At 51.5% G+C, this 21,108-nt stretch carries 13 protein-coding genes; 3 read left to right on the top strand and 10 right to left on the bottom strand.

Annotated elements, in window-relative coordinates; all coding sequences use genetic code 11:
- Window positions 1-17: 17 nt before the first annotated feature.
- From H7U12_RS07405 to H7U12_RS07390, 4 genes are all read right to left on the bottom strand, one after another.
- Window positions 18-644 (bottom strand): rhomboid family intramembrane serine protease, encoded by a 627-nt coding sequence (locus H7U12_RS07405; protein WP_194362512.1) that lies wholly within the window; start codon window positions 642-644, stop codon window positions 18-20.
- A 287-nt stretch (window positions 645-931) separates the two neighbouring features.
- Window positions 932-1,906: a polyprenyl synthetase family protein gene (locus tag H7U12_RS07400; RefSeq protein ID WP_186635310.1), complete on the bottom strand. Its 975-nt coding sequence runs from the start codon at window positions 1,904-1,906 to the stop codon at window positions 932-934.
- 187 nt (window positions 1,907-2,093) lie between these two features.
- Entirely contained in the window at window positions 2,094-4,439 is a 2,346-nt protein-coding gene (rnr, locus tag H7U12_RS07395) for a ribonuclease R (protein ID WP_186635308.1), read from the bottom strand.
- A 193-nt stretch (window positions 4,440-4,632) separates the two neighbouring features.
- Window positions 4,633-6,456, bottom strand: a complete 1,824-nt coding sequence (locus H7U12_RS07390; protein ID WP_186635305.1) for an ABC transporter ATP-binding protein — start codon at window positions 6,454-6,456, stop codon at window positions 4,633-4,635.
- 254 nt (window positions 6,457-6,710) lie between these two features.
- Here H7U12_RS07390 and H7U12_RS07385 point away from each other — a divergent pair, with 254 nt between their 5' ends.
- The gene (locus H7U12_RS07385) at window positions 6,711-7,325 is read left to right on the top strand and encodes a hypothetical protein (protein ID WP_186635302.1); all 615 of its coding nucleotides are present in this window, start codon (window positions 6,711-6,713) and stop codon (window positions 7,323-7,325) included.
- A 65-nt stretch (window positions 7,326-7,390) separates the two neighbouring features.
- Here the strand turns inward: H7U12_RS07385 and H7U12_RS07380 are convergent, their stop codons facing one another.
- Both H7U12_RS07380 and ileS read right to left on the bottom strand, forming a co-directional pair.
- Entirely contained in the window at window positions 7,391-8,008 is a 618-nt protein-coding gene (locus H7U12_RS07380) for a lipoprotein signal peptidase (RefSeq protein WP_186635299.1), read from the bottom strand.
- 99 nt (window positions 8,009-8,107) lie between these two features.
- Window positions 8,108-11,665, bottom strand: a complete 3,558-nt coding sequence (ileS, locus tag H7U12_RS07375; protein WP_186635296.1) for an isoleucine--tRNA ligase — start codon at window positions 11,663-11,665, stop codon at window positions 8,108-8,110.
- Between the two features lie 486 nt (window positions 11,666-12,151).
- On the opposite strand from ileS, the gene H7U12_RS07370 reads away from it, so the two are divergent.
- On the top strand, window positions 12,152-13,240 hold the full coding sequence (locus H7U12_RS07370; protein WP_186635292.1) for a dipeptide epimerase: 1,089 nt from the start codon (window positions 12,152-12,154) through the stop codon (window positions 13,238-13,240).
- A gap of 533 nt (window positions 13,241-13,773) precedes the next feature.
- Here H7U12_RS07370 and H7U12_RS07365 read toward each other — a convergent pair.
- Window positions 13,774-15,270 (bottom strand): glycine--tRNA ligase, encoded by a 1,497-nt coding sequence (locus tag H7U12_RS07365; protein ID WP_186635289.1) that lies wholly within the window; start codon window positions 15,268-15,270, stop codon window positions 13,774-13,776.
- A 244-nt stretch (window positions 15,271-15,514) separates the two neighbouring features.
- On the opposite strand from H7U12_RS07365, the gene H7U12_RS07360 reads away from it, so the two are divergent.
- Window positions 15,515-16,921: an inorganic phosphate transporter gene (locus tag H7U12_RS07360; protein ID WP_186635286.1), complete on the top strand. Its 1,407-nt coding sequence runs from the start codon at window positions 15,515-15,517 to the stop codon at window positions 16,919-16,921.
- 593 nt (window positions 16,922-17,514) lie between these two features.
- On the opposite strand, the gene H7U12_RS07355 is transcribed toward H7U12_RS07360, so the two are convergent.
- The 3 genes from H7U12_RS07355 to H7U12_RS07345 all read right to left on the bottom strand — a co-directional run bounded on the left by H7U12_RS07355 (window position 17,515) and on the right by H7U12_RS07345 (window position 21,107).
- The gene (locus tag H7U12_RS07355) at window positions 17,515-17,994 is read right to left on the bottom strand and encodes a hypothetical protein (RefSeq protein WP_186635283.1); all 480 of its coding nucleotides are present in this window, start codon (window positions 17,992-17,994) and stop codon (window positions 17,515-17,517) included.
- Between the two features lie 568 nt (window positions 17,995-18,562).
- Window positions 18,563-20,152: an Ig-like domain-containing protein gene (locus H7U12_RS07350; protein WP_186635280.1), complete on the bottom strand. Its 1,590-nt coding sequence runs from the start codon at window positions 20,150-20,152 to the stop codon at window positions 18,563-18,565.
- A gap of 67 nt (window positions 20,153-20,219) precedes the next feature.
- A complete protein-coding gene (locus H7U12_RS07345; protein ID WP_186635277.1) occupies window positions 20,220-21,107 on the bottom strand; it encodes a class I SAM-dependent methyltransferase in 888 nt (295 codons plus the stop codon).
- Window position 21,108: the final 1 nt, after the last annotated feature.

The raw sequence follows: 21,108 nt of genomic DNA, 5'->3' as shown, positions 1-21,108 counted from the left end.
CTTAGCGAAATACAAACCTAGGCTCCGCCGATCACTTGCTGAATGAAAGTAGGAATTTGGCCGGGAAACAGGAGAATGCTCACCAACAGCCCGAACGCGGCCCCATAGAAGTGGGCGCTGTGGTTGATGCCGTCATTGCCCCGCTTGCTCAGGTAGTAGGAATAGCCCAGGTAAAGCGCCCCGAAGATGTAGCCCTTAATGGGAATAGGAATTGGGAAAATGATAAGCTCCGTCAGCGGGTTGAAGTAGATGCTGGCAAAGATAATGGCGGCCACTCCGCCAGATGCTCCCAGAGAGTAATAGCGGCTGTCGTTTTTGTGCTTAAAGAACGTGGGCAGGTCAGAGACAATGATGGCCACCAAGTACATCAAGACGTACAGAATGGCTCCTGTGGTGAACCCGAAAACGCCCATAAACTGCTGCTCCACCACGCCCCCAAAGATGTACAAAGAGAACATGTTGAAGAACAGGTGCATGAAATCGGCGTGCAGGAAACCGGAGGTCAGCAGCCGCCACCACTCGTTGTTACGCGCCACCGACTGCGGATGATGCACCCAATTCTCCATCAGGTTCTGGTTTTGCCAGGCATACAGGGAGACCAGGACCGTGAGCGCAATAAGAATGATGGTTATACTGATGGGCATGAGAATCAAAGATGGGTGAAGGCTCTGGTGAGCGACAAAGTACTGAAAACCGAAATCCCTCCCCAGCGGCTTAAAACCGATGGCGCGGAACGGAGGAAAGATACGACATTAAACGCGTTCATCCACAGAAGCCCGGGAGACCCCAAGCCGTTTCAGGCCTGTTTTCTTGAAAACGAGGCTAAAACAGCGTTGCTTTTAGCAGCAAGGTAAGCGAAGCCAAGCACGGTTCGGTTGCGCTCAGTATCACCGGCTGATGCATTTCTGGTTATCGGGCGGAAGCCCATGTTCTAGCTGTCGCGCTCAATCAATTGGATGGCCAGTTGCCGGAGCAGCTCTTTCTTGCTGTTGAGGGCATTGACCTCGTTAAGGTGATGCAGCGCTTTCTGGAAGTAATGGTTGATCTGGCTATGCGTGGTCCCCTGGATGTCCAGTTCATCATAGATGGCTTTCACCGCCTCCACTTTTTGCTTTTCCTGGCCATTCTGGCCAAGTCCCTGCCATTTCCTGAGTTCCTTCTGCTGGGTGGCGTTGGCGCGCTCCAGCGCATTCAGGAGCAGATAGGTTTTCTTATCAGAGACGATGTCGCCGCCTACGCGTTTGCCAAATTTGGCCTGGTCGCCGTACACGTCCAGCAGGTCATCGCGGAGCTGGAAAGCAATGCCCATGTTAATCCCGAACTCCTTCAGATGCCGGGCATCCTCGGGGGCCGCGTTGTTCAACAGGGCACCCAACTCCAGGCTGAAGCCCAGCAGAACCGCCGTTTTCAGCCGGATCATGTTCAGGTACTCGTCAATCTGCACGTCTTGGCGCGCCTCAAAGTTCATGTCCAGCTGCTGGCCTTCGCACACCTGCGCGGCACAGGTACTGAACAGCTTGAGGGCGACCGGGAGTTTTTGCGGCTCAATTCCCAGAAAGAACTCATACGCCCGCACCAGCATCACATCTCCACTCAAGATAGCGGTGCTGGTGTTCCATTTCTCGTGCACGGTTTCCTGGCCTCGGCGCAGCGGGGCGTTGTCCATGATGTCATCATGCATGAGCGTGAAGTTGTGAAAAACCTCCACGCCAATGGCGGGCATGACGGCTTTCTCCACATCGTCATGGAAGAGGTAAGCACCTAATAACGTCAGCAGCGGACGCACTCTTTTCCCCCCCAGTTCCATCATATACCGGATGGGCGCGTACAGCTCATCCGGCGTCTGCCCGTACTGGAGCGTGGACAGCGTCTGGTTTATGCGTTCCGAGAATTGCGAGATATCCACAGGTGTATGTTTTAAGCGATTCGGCAAAAGTCCTTTGATTTAGATGAAAATGCGGTTTCTTTACTTACCGTCAAAGCTACAGTAAAATAAAGAAACCGCATTTTAGTTTTTATGGGTACGTTGAAAAAGCGTTTCTGGTCTCTTTTCAGGAAAACAGGCCAAAAACGCTTTTTGTAAGACGAAGAACTTACTTCTTCACGGTGTCAACGAGAGTTAAGTCAATGGTACGCTCCAGCACGTTGGCAGCTTTCACCTCCACAATCACCTCATCGCCAAACGAGATAATCCGTTTGTTGTTCTGCCCGATGATGCGGTAGTTGGCGGCATCCAGCTCGTAGAAATCGTCCTGCAAATCGGCTAGCCGAACCATGCCTTCGCATTTGTTTTCTTCGATCTCCACGTACATGCCCCATTCGGTCAAACCGGAGACAATGCCCTTGAACTGCTGCCCAATAAAGCCACTGATGTACTCTACCTGCTTGAACTTGATGGAAGCACGTTCCGCGTCGGCGGCGCGTTTCTCCATGTCTGAGGAGTGCAGGCTGCGCTCTTCAAACTCTTCCTTCTCGGCGGTGAAGTCTTTCCGGGCGTACTGGTCAATCAGGCGGTGCGCCATCATGTCTGGGTACCGCCGGATAGGCGAGGTGAAGTGCGAGTAGTGCGCGAACGCCAGCCCAAAGTGCCCTTCAGCCTCGGTGCTGTACTTGGCTTTGGCCATGGTCCGGATGGCCAGGCTTTGCAGGACATTCTGCTCGGGCTTGCCCTCGGTCTGGCCAGCCAGTTTGTTCAGCTCCTTGGAGATATCCTGGCCTTCGGCTAGGTCTACCTTGTAGCCAAACTTGCGCGCAAACAAAGAGAAGTTTATGAGTTTCTCCGGGTCTGGCGCGCCGTGGGTACGGTACACCATGGTCAGCTTCTTATCGCCTTTTTTGAGTTTGTACACGTGCTCGGCTACGTATTTGTTGGCCAGCAGCATGAACTCCTCTATGAGTTTATGGGCGTCTTTGCGCTCTTTCACGTACAGGTGCAGCGGCTTGCCGTTCTCGTCCAGCTTGAATTTCACTTCAATGGTCTCAAAGTTGACCGCTCCGTTCTGGAAGCGTTTCTCTTTGAATTTCTTGGCCAGTTCGTTCAGCTTCAGGATCTCGGTGGCAAAGTCACCTTCGCCGGTTTCAATCACCTGCTGGGCGTCTTCATAGGCAAAGCGCCGGTCTGAGTGGATGATGGTGCGCCCTACCCAGTAATGATGGATCTTGGCGCTTTCATCTATCTCAAACACCACTGAGAACGTGAGTTTGTCTTCATTGGGCCGCAACGAGCACAAACCATTAGACAACCGCTCAGGCAGCATGGGAATGGTACGGTCTACCAGGTACACCGAGGTGGCCCGCCGGTACGCTTCTTTCTCCAGTCTGGAGTTAGGCTGCACGTAGTGCGTCACATCTGCGATGTGCACGCCAATTTCCCAGTTGCCGTTCTCCAGTTGACGCACGCTAAGCGCATCATCAAAGTCTTTGGCATCTGCGGGGTCAATGGTGAACGTGGTGATGTCTCTGAAGTCGCGGCGTTTGGCGATTTCCTCCCGGGTGATTTCCTCCGGAATGGCGTTGGCCTCGTTTTCGACGGATTCCGGGAATTCGAACGGTAAACCGAACTCCGCCATGATGGCGTGAATCTCGGCGTTGTGCTCCCCAGCCGGTCCGAAGACGCGGATAATCTCCCCTGTGGGTTTCTTCTCTGGGTCTTCTGGCCAATCCGTCACTTTCACCAGTACCTTGTCGCCGTGCTTGGCATCGGCTAAGCCGCGCTCGCCCACGAAGACGTCAAAGTACATGCGTTTCTGGTCAGGCACAATGAAGCCGTAGCCTTTGGACATCTCCAGACGACCTACAATTTCCTCGCGCTGGCGCTGGATTACTTCCACCACTTCGCCTTCGGGACGCTCGTTGGCCCGGCGGCTGCGGCGCAGCTGCACCTTCACGGTATCGCCGTCCATGGCAAACATAAGCCGCTCCACCGGTACCCGGATGTCCTGCTCACTTTCCTCGCTCACCACGTAGGCATGACGGCCATTGGCCAGATCTACCTTCCCGATGATGGTGGGTCCGCCTCTTCTGGAGACAGCAGGACCACGGTCTTCCCCGCGGCGGCTACTCCGCTCAGGGCGGTCAAAGCTGCGCTCGGTACGGCCTTTGAATTCTGGGTTGAGGATGTAGGAGTCATCGGGCAGGAAAATCAGCTCGCCGCCTTTGCTCATCTTTTTCAGGAGACCTGATACTTCCTCGCGCCCTTCTTTATCAGTGACGCCTAACCGGCGGTGCAGCTGACGGTACGAGAACACCTTCTTTGGCTCCTGGCTGAATACGTTCAACAGCACTTCTCTGGAGACTTCACCCGCGTTTTGGCCGCGGCCGCTGCGTCTCCCGGAGGCACCTCCTCTTTCCTGGCGCGGAGCGCCTTTTTCTTTTCTGGTATTACCAGACCGCGGGGCTGAATCTCTGCCGGCTCCCGGGCCTCTTCTTTTTCTTTCCATTAATTCTTTCAATTTTCTTGCAGGTACTGCCCTAAAGGGCAATTCCTACTTTTGACAGTCTAAGAAGCTGTCTCTTCTATTTCTTTCCTGCTTTCTTTCTCTACGACAGAAAGCGTTTGTTCTTTGCTGTTTTAGGCCTGTTTTCAGGAAAATAAGGCAAAAGCGCTCGCAAAGAAAGCGCATGCAAATATATCTATTCGTCTATACTTGCTTTGTACGCTTTTCGTTTCTCTTGCGCCCTTAAAATGTCTTCCAATTCTCCGGCAGGCACCGCCTGAAGCAAAGCCTGGGTGTACGGTTGCTGCGGGGAAGTGAAAATCTGCTGCGCGGGACCTTGTTCCACAATCTGGCCCTGGTCCATCACCAACAGGCGATCAGACATGAACTTGGCCACAGATAGGTCATGGGTGATGAAGAGGAGGGTGAGGTGAAGCTCGCGCTTGAAACGGTTCAGCAAGTTCAGGACCTGTGCCTGCGCTGATACGTCTAAAGACGAGACAATCTCGTCACAGATGATACACGTGGGTTCCAGGGCTAACGCTCTGGCTATGCAGATGCGCTGTAGTTGCCCCCCGGAAAATTCATGGGGATAACGGTGAAAAAACTCAGGAGAAAGATTGACGGTTTCCAGTAACTCCAAGGCCCGCTGTCTTCTCTCCTGCTGGGTATGTAACACCTGATGTACCTGCATGGGTTCCATAATGGCCTCCCCTATTTTCATCATGGGGTTCAGCGAAGCCAGGGGGTTCTGGAAGATCATCTGGAAGTCTTTGCGGCTTTTCCGGAGCTCTTCCTGGGGTAAAACAGACCAATCTTTGTTGTTGAAAACCACTTTACCCGAGGTAGGTTCTATCAACCGCAACAAGGCTCTCCCAAGAGTGGTTTTCCCACAGCCAGATTCCCCCACAATGCCCACTGTCTCTCCGGGGAAAACCTCAAAAGAAACGCCTTTCACCGCTTGTCTCACCTGTTTTTTCTCCCAAATAAACATTCTTCCTCTAGTGAATTCCACGTGGATATCCTGTACCTGCAACAGCGGTTCTGACGAAGGATTTTCTGGCAGCGAATGGGTCAAATTTCCGGGTACTTTCTCCTGCTTATCCACTGGAACCCTGATGGACTTGCCAGCCAGATCTCTGCCCAAATCGCTTGCCCTAGTCTCAGCTGCAATGATATCAGAAATGGTAGGCAAAACGGTGGCCTGCGTCTTCAAGGTGGGTCGGCAGGCCAACAGCGCTTTGGTGTACGGGTGTTGGGGATTACTAAAGATCTGCAGGACGCTTCCCTCCTCCACTATCTGGCCTTGGTACATCACAATAATCCGGTCCGCAACTTCGGCCACTACGCCCAGATCATGGGAGATAAACAGCAAGGCCATGTCTTTCTTCAGCCGAAGGTCATTGAGCAGTTGCAGGATTCCGGCCTGAACGGTCACATCCAGCGCGGTGGTGGGCTCATCGGCGATCATCAGGGAAGGTTCGCAGGCCATGGCCATGGCAATCATAACCCGCTGCTTCTGTCCGCCGGAAAGCTCATGTGGAAAGCTCTTGAAAATCCGTTCCGGTTCGGGGAGCTTCACCAGCCGGAAAAGCTCCAACGTTTGGTTATAGGCCTCTTTTTTGGTAACCGGCAAGTGGATTAGTAGCGCCTCGGCTACCTGCTTTCCACAGGAAATTACCGGGTTCAAGGAGGCCATCGGGTCCTGGAAGATGATAGAGATTTCCTTCCCTCTTACCTGTTGCAGTTGTTTCTCAGGAAGGGAAAGCAAGTCAACGGAATCCAACTGAGGCGACTGAAACCGGGCTGCTCCTGAAATATGCACTCCAGCGGATGGCAATAGCCGCATGAGAGAAAGAGCCGTCACCGTTTTGCCCGAGCCTGACTCGCCAACAATGGCCACCGCTTCGCCTTTGTTTACCTGAAAGGAAACACCCTTCACCGCCGAGGTCATTTCTTTCCCCAGCTGGAAGGAAATCTTCAGATCATCTACCTGGAGTAAAGATGTGGAGGCAGCCATGGAGGAGATTTTGGTGTGATGTTTGCGCTTGGTTGGAAGAAGGTCTTTTCTGCGGGGTGGTAGTTAACGTCTTACTCTGTTTTACTGGCTCTGGTTCTTGCCTGGAGAGTTCTTACAGGTAAGCGAACGAGCGAGGTCTTCTAACTCTTTTATATAGGCAAAAAGTTATGTACAGGCACAACTTAAATAATTAAACATAAGTATTCACAATACAATTTGCTCAACTCCCCATCTTCCGTTTTAAGGCCGTTTTTATGAAACACGTTAACGTTCTAAGTAACCTGCTGCTGAAAAGTATTTTGGTAGGGTTCTTCTTTCTCTTTGTAATGCAGGGTGCCTCGGCCCAACACCGGTACCCGAACCATTTCAGAACGGGGGTGGGCTTTGCCTATATCCTGGACGGAGACAACAGTGGGGCTCTGTTCTCGCAGCAATATACCCGTGAGCTGACTGACCATTTGCATTTTGCGGTTTCCGCAGAATACCTGAGTTCCTCCAGATATGACAAGCAAATTCAGCTTTTTACTTCCAGAAAAGCGTTCGTGATGTTTGACGCCTCGCTTTACTATGACCTGTATGAAACAACCAAATACACCATTAAACTTGGTGCCGGGCCGGCCGTGAGAAGGCGTTCAGAGCTGGATCTGGTGAGAGGTGAAGTTCCCGAAGGAACCGTTACCACTCCAAGCAACACTCCCGGCGATGTGTTTGTCCATATCAGGGAAAAAGACTTCGGCGGAAAAGCCGTGCTGGAAACCGACTTCTTCAACGACAACCGGCTCTTCTTCGGGATGCGGGCCGCAGGTTATTTCTATAATGAAGGTACTTCTATTTTCGCACTGCAGCTGAACATGGGTTATTCTTTTTAAGCCGATTTCCGGAAAACACCCCTAAAAAAGAAGCGGGCTGTCTAACCAAAGACAGCCCGCTTCTTTTATGCCTCTACGATATTGATTTCGCGCTTTTCCTTGGCCGGCGGTTGGTTCAGGAAGCGGTTCTGATTGAAAACGATGATCAGCACGCCCACAAAGATGGCCGCATCGGCTACGTTGAAGATAGGCCACAGCGACATGGGCGTACCGCCGATGATGGGAATCCAATGCGGAAGGATGCCTTCCCAGATGTCAATGTAGAACATGTCTATCACCTGGCCGTGCAGCCACGGAGTAGACACCCCGTACGGCGCATTGTCCAGCAGCACGCCATAGAAAATACTGTCAATCAGGTTCCCGATGGCTCCGCCCAGAATCAAGCCTACGCACCAGATCAGGCCTTGGTGGTAACGGTGCTTTACCAGATAGTACACCAAATACCCAATGGCTACCATGGCCACCATTCTAAAGACAGTCAAGATGATCTTGCCATACGCAGAACCTAACTCCACGCCAAAGGCCATGCCGGGGTTCAAGGTGTAATGCAACTTAAACCAATCGCCAAACACCGGAATCTGTCCGGGCATGCCCATTTGCATGTTGTTGTGCACCAGCATTTTTACTGCCTGGTCAATAGCGATTACCAGCAAGGCAACCAGATAATATTTCGTGTACTTCATGAGTATGGGTTAACCTGCCGCTTTAAGCCTCCTTTTCTGAAAAGCGGCCTAAAACGGCAGGCGTTCAATCTTCCTTTTTATTCTGGTTTTAGAAGAAGCTTACCGAGCCACCTCTAAACGGACCGGCAAACTGAATCCTTCCATGTCCAGCACGGTGGCTTCTGCGTCAGCCAAGGACGGCACCAAGGTCAGTTCTACCGCTTGTACCTCTTCTGAGATGTAACCTCCAAAAGCTTGAACGGCGGAGGCCACTTCTTCATTGCCATCTTGCAGGAACACTCTGATTTTATCCTGTACATCCAGACCGCTGTCTTTGCGTAGGTTCTGCAGGCGGTTTACCAATTCACGGGCCATCCCTTCCAGACGGAGTTCCTCCGTTATGGTGATGTCCAAGGCCACGGTCAAGGCTCCTTCCGACGCGACCAGCCAACCCGGGATATCCTCCGACATGATTTCTACGTCTTCGCGGCTCAGCACGGTTGTGTCATCTTCCACCGGAATCTCGAAGAAACCTTCGCGCTCCATTTTCAGGATGTCTTCCTGGCTCATCTGTTGAATTTGGGCGGCCACCAACTTCAGCTTCGGTCCGAACACCTGGCCCAGACGCTTGAAGTTCGGCTTGATTTTTTTCACCAGAATGCCGGTGGTGTCTTCCAAGTACTCCAGGCTTTTCACGTTCACCTCAGACAAGATCAGATCTTCCACGGCTTGCAGCTGCGTCTTCATCTTCTCATCCAAAATCGGAATCAAGATACGGCCCAGCGGCTGACGCACTTTAATCATGTGCTTCTTCCGGAGCGAGTGCACCAATGAAGACACGCTCTGTGCCAACTGCATGCGTTGCTCCAAGTCTACATCTATCAAATCTTCCTGCACTTGCGGGAAAGACTCCAGGTGGATAGACTCGGCTTTGCTGCGGCCACTCACCAGGTTCAGATCCAGGAACAGGCGGTCCATGTAGAACGGCGCAATCGGGGAAGCCAACTTAGCCACTGTTTCCAAACAGGTGTACAGCGTTTGGTAAGCAGCCTGCTTATCCTGGTTCAGTTCGCCTTTCCAGAAACGTTTGCGGTTCAGGCGCACGTACCAGTTGCTCAACTCATCGGCCACAAAGTCCTGGATGGCGCGGGCGGCTTTGGTTGGGTCGTAGTCGTCAAAGTACGCGCCCACTTCTTTCACCAGTGTGTTCAGACGGGAGATGATCCAGCGGTCGCTCTCGGTGCGTTGCGCTACCGGGATCTCGGCTCCCTCAAACGTGAAACCGTCCAGGTTGGCGTACAGCGCGAAGAACGAGTACGTGTTCTGCAAGGTCCCGAAGAAACGGCGCTGCACTTCAGTCACCCCATCCAGGTTGAACTTGAGGTTATCCCACGGTGGCGCATTCACAATCATGTACCAGCGGGTGGCATCGGGACCGAAGCGGCCGATGGTCTCAAATGGGTCCACGGCATTTCCGAGGCGCTTGCTCATCTTGTTTCCGTTCTTGTCCAGCACCAGGCCGTTCGCAATCACGTTCTTGAACGCCACGCTGTCTTCCAGCATCACGGCCAGCGCGTGCAGGGTGAAGAACCAACCACGGGTCTGGTCTACGCCCTCGGCGATGAAGTCAGCGGGGAAGTTGGCTTTGAACGTTTCGTGGTTCTCAAACGGGTAGTGCCACTGGGCGTACGGCATGGCGCCGGAGTCAAACCACACGTCAATGAGGTCGGTCTCGCGCTTCATAGGTTTGCCGCTCGGGCTCACCAAGATGATGCTGTCTACGTACGGACGGTGCAGGTCGAAGCCTTCGTAGTTGAAATCGGTGATACCCAATTCAGAACGTGGTTCCTCAGTTCCGGTCGGGCTCAAGGCAAACTCACCGGCAAATTCCAGCAAAGTATTGGCTTCGTGTTCGTCTTTGGTGCCAGTGTTAGTAGTGCCTTTCGCGGACTTGCGCAATGGGTTCTCCGTCATCACGCCGGCAGCAATGCTGCGCTCAATCTCACGGTCTAACTCGGCCACAGAGCCGATGCAGATTTCCTCGTCGCCTTCCTCGGTGCGCCAGATAGGCAGCGGCGTTCCCCAGTAGCGGGAGCGCGACAGGTTCCAGTCCACCAAGTTCTCCAGCCAATTCCCGAAACGGCCCGAGCCGGTGGATTCCGGTTTCCAGTTGATGGTTTTGTTCAGGTCAATTAACCGCTGCTTCACCGCCGTGGTCTTGATGAACCAGGCATCCAGCGGATAATACAGGATTGGTTTATCGGTGCGCCACGAGTGCGGGTAGGTGTGCTCGTACTTCTCCACTTTGAAGGCCTTGTTCTCTTCCTTCAGGATGATGGAGATGATGACATCCGTGGTTTTATAATCCGGGTGGCTTTCATCTTCATTGGTGTAATTCTTTACATAGAAGTCATCGGGCCCAAGCGGTTTATGGGTTTTGATGTTATACTTCGCTACGCCTTCCTGCAGCCTTACCCCAATCTCGTAGATGAACTTTCCTCTCCGGTCAACAGTAGGGAGCTCATTACCAAGTTCATCTTTGATGGTCAGGGCCGGGATGCCGTGTTGTTTGGCTACTCTAAAGTCATCGGCCCCGAAGGTGGGCGACGTATGCACCACGCCGGTACCATCTTCAGTGGTCACGAAATCTCCGGCCACCACCTGGAACGCTTTGTCGGCATCGTAGAACGGCTGCAGATAGGGCATCAGTTGCTCGTACCGAAGTCCCACCAGTTGCTTACCCGTAAACTCCTGCACCATCTCAAACGGAATGGCTTTATCTCCGGGTTTGTAATCAGCGAGCTGAAGGTCTTTGTTCTTCTCAGAGAAATACTTTCCAACCAGCGCTTTCGCCAACACCACACTCACCGGTTGGTGGGTGTACGGATTGAAGGTATTTACCTGCACATAGGTAATCTTGTCGCCAACGGCCAGAGCGGTGTTGGAAGGCAAGGTCCAGGGAGTGGTGGTCCAGGCCAGGATGAAGACATCGCCGGAAGGCTGCGCGAAAAGAAAATCAGATTTAGAATCTCTGATGACTTTGAACTGCGCCACGATGGACGTATCCTTCACTTCCTTGTAGCAGCCCGGCTGGTTCAACTCGTGGGAGCTGAGTCCGGTGCCGTCTGAAGGCGAGTACGGCTGAATGGTGTAGCCTTTGTAGAGGTAACCTTTGTCATAGAGTTTCCGGAGCAAGGCCCAGTTGGATTCTATGTATTGGTTGTCAAAGGTGATGTACGGTTTGTCCAGGTCTACCCAGTACCCCATGCGCTCAGTGAGGTCATCCCACTGATGCTTGAAGCGCATCACGGTCTCGCGGCAACGGGCATTGTACTCCTCCACCGAGATGGACTTCCCGATGTCGTCTTTGATGATGCCCAGTTCTTTCTCTACCTGCAGCTCAATGGGCAAGCCGTGGGTATCCCAGCCGCCCTTGCGGACTACCTGAAAACCTTGCAGCGTTTTGTAGCGGCAGAAAATGTCTTTCACGGCACGGGCCATCACGTGGTGAATACCCGGTGCGCCGTTGGCCGAAGGTGGTCCCTCATAAAACACAAAGGTAGGCTGACCCGCACGGGTCTCCACCGATTTCTCAAAGATGCGGTTCTCTTTCCAGTAGGCTCTCACCTCTTCGGCCAGCCCCGCATAGTCCAGTTGCTTATACTCGTTGTACTTCACCTTATTGTCTATAGGATGTGGTAGGTGTTATTCTGTTTCCCAAGAATCGCTCCCGCAGAAGATATTCTGTCAAAGCAGATACTTGCAAAAGCGTAGAACCGCAAAATACGACCTATGTAGCTCTCTTCGCTCCTTTTAGCAAAGTTAAGCAATAAAAACTTGAGTACAGGTTTTCAGCGCTTTTCCGTTTAGCGGCTGTTTTTCTAAAAACGGCCGCTAAACGGAAAAGCGCTGATGTATAGTTGTTCATGGCTAGTAGTAGGCGCTGTAGTTACTGCCTTTGCCAAGCGGTAATTATAGTTCTTTAGGTAAGTGGATAATCACACGTTTTGGGGCCGTTTTTCTGAAAACAGCCCCAAAACAGGAAAATCATTTTTTCACAGGATAACTTCAGGAAAAATAGTCCAGGTTTGATTCTTAGGCAGATTTTGTGTTGTGCGACTTCACTTTCTTTGTTTCTTTGCCGCTACATTTTCCACCAAAACTATGACTTCTACCAAAATCGCCTCTGTACGTTATCAACCATTGAATTTACCCTTGATTGAGCCCTTCGCCATTGCCACGGGCACGCAATACCAGGTAGAAAATGTGGTGGTGCAGATCACCTTGGAAGACGGAACCATTGGCTTGGGCGAGGCAGCCCCCTTCCCCGCGGTGAGCGGCGAGACGCAGCAAAGCACCCTGGCCGTGCTGGGCGAACTGGAGAAGCACCTGCTACAGAAAGATGTGAAAAGCTGGCGCACCCTGGCCCAAGAACTGAAGCAACTAGCCCCTCAGGCACCCTCGGCCCGGTGTGGTCTGGAGATGGCAATCCTGGATGCTCTCTGCAAACACTACCAGATGCCGCTTTACGTGTTCTTCGGGGGAGTGCAGACCCAACTAAAAACCGACCTCACCATCACCGCCGGCGATGAGGCCCATGCGGCCGCCTCTGCCAGGTCAATCGTGGAACGTGGCTTCTCTATTATAAAGGTGAAGACCGAAGGAGTAGATGTGGATTATGACTTGCGTCGTTTGCAGGCAATCCACAACGCGGCGCCGGGGGCAAAACTGATTGTAGACGGAAACTGCGGCTATGATCTGGTCCGGGCGCAAGACTTTGTCAACAGAGCTGCCGAAGCCGGAATCCCGGTTATTTTACTGGAACAGCCACTTCCGAGGGAATCATGGGAAGACCTGGCCGTGTTGGCAACCACCTGCCCTTTCCCCATCGCCGCTGATGAATCGGCGCGCAGTGCAGCGGATGTCGCACGCTTAGCGCAGAACCAAAGTGCCTCAGTTGTCAACATAAAATTGATGAAGTGCGGTGTGCTGGAAGCCTTGCAGATGACAGCCTTGGCGCAGGTATACGGATTGGGTCTGATGATTGGGGGAATGGTGGAAAGCATTTTGGCCATGACTTTCTCGGCTCATTTCGCGGCGGGAATCGGCGGGTTTGACTTCATCGATCTGGACACTCCTTTATTTATAGCCGAACATCCGTTTACTGGTGGCTTCCGGCAGCAGGGCGAAAACCTGAGCTTAGATCCAGAGACCGCCGGCCATAGTGTTACGTTGGCTTCCCTCCTATCTTAACGTAAAACTGGTAGCTAAGTAAAAAGCGTTTCGGGCCTGTTTTGGTGAAAGCAGGTCCGAAACGCTTTTTGCATTCCCCTCTATGGTTCAATTCTGTGACTTGGACCCACTATGGCTGCAGTTTGTAACTACAGGTAGATACAATATTCAATCATTTGCTGGCGCGAGCTTGTAGCTCGTGTCCGCACGCATTCATGAAGTTTCTATTGGAATGTTCAGCAATGTGAAGGCACGAGCTGGAAGCTCGCGCCAGCGTTACTTTATATGGTATAAAGTATTTGAGGCTTATGCCTCACTGCAGTTACAAACTGCAGATCATAGTGGGTCCAAGTCACAGAATTGAACCATTTAATATTGAACCATATAATATATATTGTGAAACGGCAGATTGAACCACGTGGAAAACTGCGATTGGAGAATTTGCCTCTTTTTACCTTATCCACCATAAAAAAGGCCTCTGCAATTATGCAGAGGCCTTTTTTATGTAAATGCGTTTAGAGGCTGTTTTCGGGAAATCAGCGGAAATCCACAGCTTAGATTTTCTCGAAGATGCGCTTGAAGCTCACGGCGTCGCCGATGTACTGGCGGAGTTCTGAGATGTGCATGCGCTTCTGCTCGCGGCTGTCACGCTCCCGCACGGTCACGGTGTCGTTATCCAAGGTCTCGTAATCTACGGCAATACAGAACGGCGTCCCGATCAGATCCTGGCGGGTGTAGCGTTTACCAATGGCGTCGCGCTCTTCGTAGATCATGTTGAAATCGAACTTGAGATCGTCAAAGATTTGCATGGCTTTCTCGGGAAGGCCGTCTTTTTTCACGAGCGGGAACACGGCGGCTTTTACTGGAGCAATGGCTGGGTGGAATTTAAGGAAGGTGCGGGTCTTGGTGTTGTCGCCTTCGGTGATTTCCTCTTCCTGGTACGCATTGCAAAGCGTCATTAGGAACAGACGGTCGGCTCCTACCGAGGTTTCTACCACGTAAGGCACGTAATTTCCGAAGGGTTTGCCGTCTTCGTTCAGGTCGTTGTCAAAGTACTGCTGCTTTTTGCGGCTAAGGTTCTGGTGCTGCGTCAGGTCAAAATCAGTACGGGAGTGGATTCCTTCTACCTCTTTGAAACCGAAGGGGAATTCAAACTCGATGTCTACAGCGGCGTTGGCGTAGTGGGCCAGTTTCTCGTGATCGTGGAAACGGAGTTTTGCGGCGGGAACGCCCAACGCTTCGTGCCAGTTGCGGCGCATGGTTCTCCAGTGCTGGTACCATTCCATCTCGGTGCCAGGACGTACGAAGAACTGCATCTCCATCTGCTCAAACTCGCGCATTCTGAAGATGAACTGACGGGCCACGATCTCGTTCCGGAACGCTTTCCCGATCTGGGCAATCCCGAAGGGTACTTTCATACGACCCGATTTCTGCACGTTCAGGAAGTTCACGAAGATTCCCTGGGCGGTTTCGGGGCGTAGATAAATGGTGCTGGAGTCTTCGGCCACGGATCCTACCTGTGTGGAGAACATCAGGTTAAATTGGCGCACCTCGGTCCAGTTAGAAGTACCTGAAATAGGGCACTTTATGTTTTCTGAGATAATCAATTGCTGTACGCCTTTGAGATCTTCGGCACCTAATAAACGACCCATTTCCTGCAGCAACGCGTTGGCTTTCTCCACATCGCCGGCTTTCTCGTACTCGGCGGCTTTCTCCTCCAGCAACACGTCGGCGCGGTAGCGCTTCTTGGAGTCCAGGTTATCGATCATGGGGTCGTTGAACGAGTCCACGTGGCCCGATGCTTTCCAGGTGTTGGGGTGCATGAAGATGGAGGCGTCAATGCCCACTACGTTCTGGTGCAGTTGGGTCATGCATTTCCACCAAAGTGTCTTGAGGTTGTTTTTCAACTCCACCCCATTTTGCCCGTAATCATACACTGCCTGCAGACCGTCATAGATTTCGCTGGACGGGAATACGAAGCCGTATTCTTTGGCGTGCGAGATGATATCTTTCAGCTGTGCGTTTTCTGTAGGTTTCTCAGTTGTGCTCATGGGCGCAAATATAGAGGTTTCATCGGCACTTTTTGTAAATCGCCGTATTGGTTTGGTTAGAGAAGTACCGCATCTGCGGCGTAAATGTTCTGGGAAGAAGCCTGATAATAAGCAGAGTTAGCGCTTGATTCGTACTTTTGCTCCGCCAAAATTACGTAGAGGGATTATTCCTTAACAATTCGGTAACATTGCGGGGCTTTTATTCCTGTAGTTTTGGCAGCTTTTTTCTCACCTATATTACATTATGTTCGGATTAGAAACAGATCTGTTGATCTTGCTGGTAATTTGTTTGCTGGCCGCGTGTGCATTTGAGTTTGTAAACGGTTTCCATGATACGGCAAATGCTGTGGCCACCGTGATTTACACCAACACCCTCCGGCCATGGGCGGCGGTGGTGTGGTCTGGCTTCTGGAACTTCATTGGCGTTTTTGCCGGTGGTATTGGCGTGGCCATGGGAATTGTGTACCTCCTGCCCATAGAAACGCTCATTGACCAAGACGTCTGGCACGGCATTGCCATGATTGGGGCGCTATTATTAAGTGCCATCATCTGGAACGTGGGTACCTGGTACTACGGCCTTCCCTCTTCCAGTTCGCACACGCTAATCGGCTCCATCCTGGGACTAGGGATCGCCTATTCGCTGCTGCCCTCTACCACTGAGGCTTCCTTCGCCTGGTCAGAGGCTTCTAAAACCGGGATGTCACTGCTGGTTTCCCCTTTCCTGGGCTTCACCTTGACTGTGTTTCTGATGTTTATTCTGAAACGGTTCGTTAAAAACAAGACGATTTTCAAAGAGCCGCACAAACGCAAAGCTCCGCCGCTCTGGATCAGAATCATTCTGATCATCACCTGTACCCTGGTGTCTTTCTTCCATGGATCAAACGATGGTCAGAAAGGGGTGGGTCTGGTGATGCTGATCTTGATTGCGATTGTTCCTTCTTATTATGCCCTGGACAATGACAAAGACCCGGTTGGTCTGAGAAACTCCATCACGCAGGTGGAGCAGGTATTGGCCAGAGTAGACAGCACCGTTCTTTCTGCCTCTGATGCAAAGCAACTCACCCTATTAAATGACGAAGTAAGAGAGATGCGCGGCGTGTTTACCTCTAACCCCAACATGGAAAGCCTGCCCAAAGACGCTCGTTTCCTGCTGCGCCGCGATATCCTGCTGATCACCAAAGGCACCGATAAACTGATGGAGAGCCCAGACATCACCATGAGCCAACGCGACCGCGACCAATTGAAAGCCGGCGTAACCGGCATGCGTTCCTACACTGACTACGCCCCTGACTGGGTGATTATGATGATTGCGCTTTCACTGGGTATCGGGACTATGATTGGATGGAAACGGATTGTGAAAACCATTGGCGAGAAAATCGGGAAAGAGCACCTCACGTACGCGCAAGGCGCCTCAGCTGAGTTCATGGCCGCCAGTGTGATTGGTTTCTCTACGTTTGTGTTCAAACTGCCGGTAAGTACCACCCACATCCTTTCTTCTGGTATTGCGGGTAGTATGGTGGCCAACCGCGGGATTAAAAACCTGAATGCGGGCACTATCCGGAACATCGCCCTAGCCTGGGTGTTAACCTTGCCGGTTTCTATGTTCCTTTCCGGAACCCTGTTCCTGCTCTTCCGCTGGTTGTTTGCCTAAGACTTACCTTTCTTCTTATAAAAAGAGCCGCTTCAGAAATGAGGCGGCTCTTTTGCTTTCTAGGGTTTGGGTTCTTCTCTCAGAAATAATGGTCACTTCCTTTCTTTGAACTGCTTTGGGCCTGTTTTCGGAGAAATGGCCTTAAAACGCCTGAATACAAAACGGGCGCAGCGGTGCTGCTGGTCTTAATAACCTCCGGCAGATTCTTTGGTTGAGTTCTTCTGAGATAAGCTACCCACTGCTAAATGGCTTTTCAGAATTAGAGACCTTTAGAAGGCTTCTGGGAAGCGTAGGCTCTCAGAGTTCGTTATTCGTGATCAAGTGTCTTAGCGGCCCTGCAAATGGCCCTTCTCAGGCGGCTTTGAAAGGCTGTTCCACGGCAATTTGCGTGGAACAGCTAAAATGTACTTCGTGAGAATCGCGTATTTGGCAAGAACCGGATAGTTCACTAGGAAAATCACCGTGGTTCAAGGCTTGTTTTGCGAAAATGGGCGGGAAACGGATCTCACCCGGGAGGGTTAAAAAAAGAAAGAACCGCTTGAGGCGGTTCTTTCTGTAAAAGGGAATGTGTTCTCTGAAAATATGGGGCTGGTTTAGCCTTCTTTTGGCCAGAGAACTTCCAGGTTGTCGTCCATGTGTACCCCAAAGTTGACGGCCAGCAGCTTGCCTTCTTCAAAGTACAGGTCAATCATCTCGTGCTCGTAAGAAAGGCAGGTCACGTTGTTTTCAATCTTTTCTTTCTCTACGCTCTGCACGCCGTTCTGCTTGAACAAATCTTCTACTTCCTGCTGGCTCATTTCAAAGATCTTCTTCCCGAACAAGGTCACGTTGGGGTTGGCGGTCTCAATGCAGCTCAGGCGATAGTCGTCTTCTTTGTCAAAGTAGAACGAGAAGCCGCTGTCCCAGTAGTTCCAAGCTTTGTGCTCAAACTCGTCTTCCTCGTCAGACTCTTCTACTTCTTCGGGCTCGCCCATGATCTCCTCCACGTCATCCATGCTTAACCCGAAGCGCAGATCGCCTATTCCGTATCCTAATTTTATCTCGTTGTCAAACTGTTCTCTGTCCTGTTCCATAGTTTCTATTGGTTATATGGTTCCGTTTCCGGGATTGTTTTCTTAAAACTACTCAAAAATAGCGGGTGTTCCACATTCTGCCCCTCGGCCGGGGCTCTTTCAAAAAATCGGCCGCGCCCCAGCTCCCCCTTCTCATTCCTGATTTTTCGGCTTTTCCCACTTTTCCACGGAGTCAACTTGATATCTATTATAAAATGATTTTTTCTTAAAAAGAATCTTGTTCGTCATTAGGGCTGTGTAGAAGTGGATAAGATTTCTTGTCCCCACGTTTTCCCCGGCGTTTTGAAATATCCTCTCAGTAGTCCCACTTATTCGCCCAGCGCTGTGGATTCTTTTTTCATCTCTGTCAAGCACTTACGTGGTCTTTCCACTTCTTCACACGAAAGGCGGTGGAAATACCCCAACGTCTATACTCACGTGCATAACTTCCAGGAATTTCTGTTTTTATGAACGCTCACCCACAATTAGGTCTGTGAACGTAGGATCTGGGGTTTTGGGTTTTGCGATTATCAGACTTGGCCGAGTTTTATCCAGATTCTTGTCCACAGTTATCCACCCGGTTTCCACGCTAGAATTCGATGACCTGGGTCTCTATTTCCCAGTTAGCCCTGATCTCCCAAACATCCTTGGGCAGCACCACCGGCTCAGGTAATCTGCGCTCTTTCAGGAGGCCGTTGTCCCATTTTCCGTTGCCGTTGGCGTCTACCAGAATCCTGATCTGGTAAGAACCGGGCGCCAGCTTGTCCCAGAGAATGGTTTTCTGGTTCACCACTTCCTTCTCAATGGCGTTCTGGCGCATGAGCTGCACGATGAAATTTTTCTGGTTTGTTTTCAGCAGCACTTTCAGGCTACCCACTTCCACTTTGTCGCTGATCTGGAGCGTCTGCTGATTGCTCCCGTACGGATCTCCAATGAACGGAAGCACTTTGGTGGTATCCATGCTCACCACGATATCGCGTTTCCCTACCAACGGAAGCCTGAACTGCAGTTGCGTGGCGTCCTGGTTAAACCGGAATTCACTTGTGTCTTTAATGGCGATGGTGGTGGCCGAGTCTACTACAAAGGTGAAAGCCCCTGCCGGATTGATGATCTTGGTGGGTACCTCAAACTGGACCCTAATCTGCTCGCCGGGCTGAATGCTGGAGCCATTGACCACAGTGAAGCTGTTGTTTTTGCGCGGTGCCACTTTTCCGCTGAGCCTTACGGCCACCGTGTCCAGTTTGCTGTTGCCAGCGCTGTCCTGCACCTGCACCAGCCATTGTTTCTCGTCTGGCTTGCCGGGAAACAGGCGCAGCGTTTTACCGTTGTTGGCCACCAGCCACTTTATGTTGGAGTCTTTGTCTGGCGCTGTAACCGCAGCGGTGGTGATGCCTTCATTGTACTCTACTTCATACAGGTTCAGGAAACTCCTTCTGGCTACTACGTTGGGGCGGGTCACATCCTGGGTATGCAGGGTGAGCTGCACGCCTTCTCGGGCCGGTCGTACGCTGATGGTATCTGTGGTGTACGCGATGTTTTCCTTCTCATTGTCATAGCGCAGGTTGTTGTTGGTCTCAGTTAAGCCATAGATGAAGTACTCGCCTTCTTTAATGTTCTTGAAAGCGAAGTTGCCGCTGGAATCTGCGCCGGTGACGTAGAGTGGCCGGCCTTTGGTGACCTGGCTTGTGTCTGTGATGGAATACAGAAGCACGTTTACTTCTTTAGGCGGAGTTGTGCTGAACAGCTGGTTCACCTGGCCGGTTACCCGACCTGAATCAAGCAGCGGCCCAGTACTGAAGGTGATCACAACGTTGCGGGCCGGGTTTTTCTCGGTGACGTCTGCTAGGCTGTTTCTGAAGTTGAGGCTGTAGGTGGTATTCTCTTCCCAGGGCTCGCTGAAGGTGAGTTCTACGGTTCTGTCCTTTACCTTGCTTTTGTACGTGTTTTCAGAAAACGGCGCGATAATGAGTTGCCGAGTCAGGTCCAAGGCCTGTATATTTTCGTCAAAAGTCAGGACAATCTTCTCTGGCTTCACATTGGTTTGTCCGTCTCTGGGGTAGCTCACCACAAGCTTGGGAGCGATAACATCTTTGGCTCCCCCCTCGGGGCTGCTGATGCTGGCGCATCCTTTTAAGAAGAAAGCAATAACAGTTACGGCGTAGATAAGCTGTTTTTTCATTTTTGGCTTTAAAATGGAAATGACCTTACAGTGTGAACTGCAAGGTCATTATTCTTAGTGTATGTGGTTATTTTTTCTGGGCAATGAAGATTTGGCTGGAGTACGAATTGCCATTCTTGGCCCCGTGCAGGTTAGACCTGAAACCGGTGAAGAACGAGTCCAGCATCTTGGTTTGTCCGTGCTTGTATTTTTCGCTTAGGATGCTCACGTAATAGGAATCCCACTTCATGGGCAGCACCTCCTTCAGGTCCAGCTTGTGCTTCCGGAGAAGTTTCTGCATGCTGGCTTTGTTGAAGTGGTACAGATGCCGAGGCACATCGTAAGCAGCCCAGTCTGCCCCATATTTCTTCGCGTCATAAGAATCTGCGTTCGGGACGGCGATGACCAGGTGACCTCCTTTTTTAGTAGCGTTCACCAGAGCTTTCAATGTTTCGTTCAACTGATGGATGTGCTCCAGCACGTGCCACATGGTCACCACTTCAAACGTTTCCTGGCCCAAATTCTCTAAAGAACCCTGAAACAGGGGCTTCCCTATTTTCTCCTCGGTTTGTCTGCTGGCCGTTTCATTGGGCTCCACTCCTTCTACTTGCCAGCCTTGTTTCTGGCAGGCCTGCAGAAAGTATCCCACGCCACAACCGTAATCCAGAATCTTTCCTTTATTTCCTAGGCGGTTGACCAATTCCACTTTGTTTTTGACGGCCATGGAGCGGACCAACCGATAGGTTTTATTCAGCAAACCTTTGCTGGTGTCTGAATGCGAGATGTACTCCTCGGAGGCATAATATGGACCTATGCTTTCTTCGGGCGGACGCGGGTTCGTGAATTTGAGCTGGCAATTGAGGCACTGCACAATCACGAAACTCTCCTGGCTGACGCTCTTGTCTTGTACTACTAGAAAATTCTTAAACTCTGTTTTGGAACAAATGGGGCAATGGTCTAGCCGTTCGTAGCTCATT

Source organism: Rufibacter sediminis, from assembly GCF_014269285.1.
GTDB classification, from domain to species: Bacteria; Bacteroidota; Bacteroidia; order Cytophagales; family Hymenobacteraceae; genus Nibribacter; species Nibribacter sediminis.
Note: the sequence above shows the minus strand (reverse complement) of the source record. Positions and strands in the feature narration are given on the sequence as shown.

Excerpts from the sequence above, each read along its gene's own strand:
- H7U12_RS07405 (WP_194362512.1), bottom strand. The coding sequence starts at position 644 with ATGCCCATCAGTATAACCATCATTCTTATTGCGCTCACGGTCCTGGTC.
- H7U12_RS07350 (WP_186635280.1), bottom strand. The coding sequence starts at position 20,152 with ATGAAAAAACAGCTTATCTACGCCGTAACTGTTATTGCTTTCTTCTTA.
- rnr (WP_186635308.1), bottom strand. The coding sequence starts at position 4,439 with ATGGAAAGAAAAAGAAGAGGCCCGGGAGCCGGCAGAGATTCAGCCCCG.
- H7U12_RS07390 (WP_186635305.1), bottom strand. The coding sequence starts at position 6,456 with ATGGCTGCCTCCACATCTTTACTCCAGGTAGATGATCTGAAGATTTCC.
- H7U12_RS07380 (WP_186635299.1), bottom strand. The coding sequence starts at position 8,008 with ATGAAGTACACGAAATATTATCTGGTTGCCTTGCTGGTAATCGCTATT.
- H7U12_RS07355 (WP_186635283.1), bottom strand. The coding sequence starts at position 17,994 with ATGGAACAGGACAGAGAACAGTTTGACAACGAGATAAAATTAGGATAC.
- H7U12_RS07385 (WP_186635302.1), top strand. The coding sequence starts at position 6,711 with ATGAAACACGTTAACGTTCTAAGTAACCTGCTGCTGAAAAGTATTTTG.
- H7U12_RS07370 (WP_186635292.1), top strand. The coding sequence starts at position 12,152 with ATGACTTCTACCAAAATCGCCTCTGTACGTTATCAACCATTGAATTTA.
- H7U12_RS07365 (WP_186635289.1), bottom strand. The coding sequence starts at position 15,270 with ATGAGCACAACTGAGAAACCTACAGAAAACGCACAGCTGAAAGATATC.
- H7U12_RS07360 (WP_186635286.1), top strand. The coding sequence starts at position 15,515 with ATGTTCGGATTAGAAACAGATCTGTTGATCTTGCTGGTAATTTGTTTG.
- H7U12_RS07345 (WP_186635277.1), bottom strand. The coding sequence starts at position 21,107 with ATGAGCTACGAACGGCTAGACCATTGCCCCATTTGTTCCAAAACAGAG.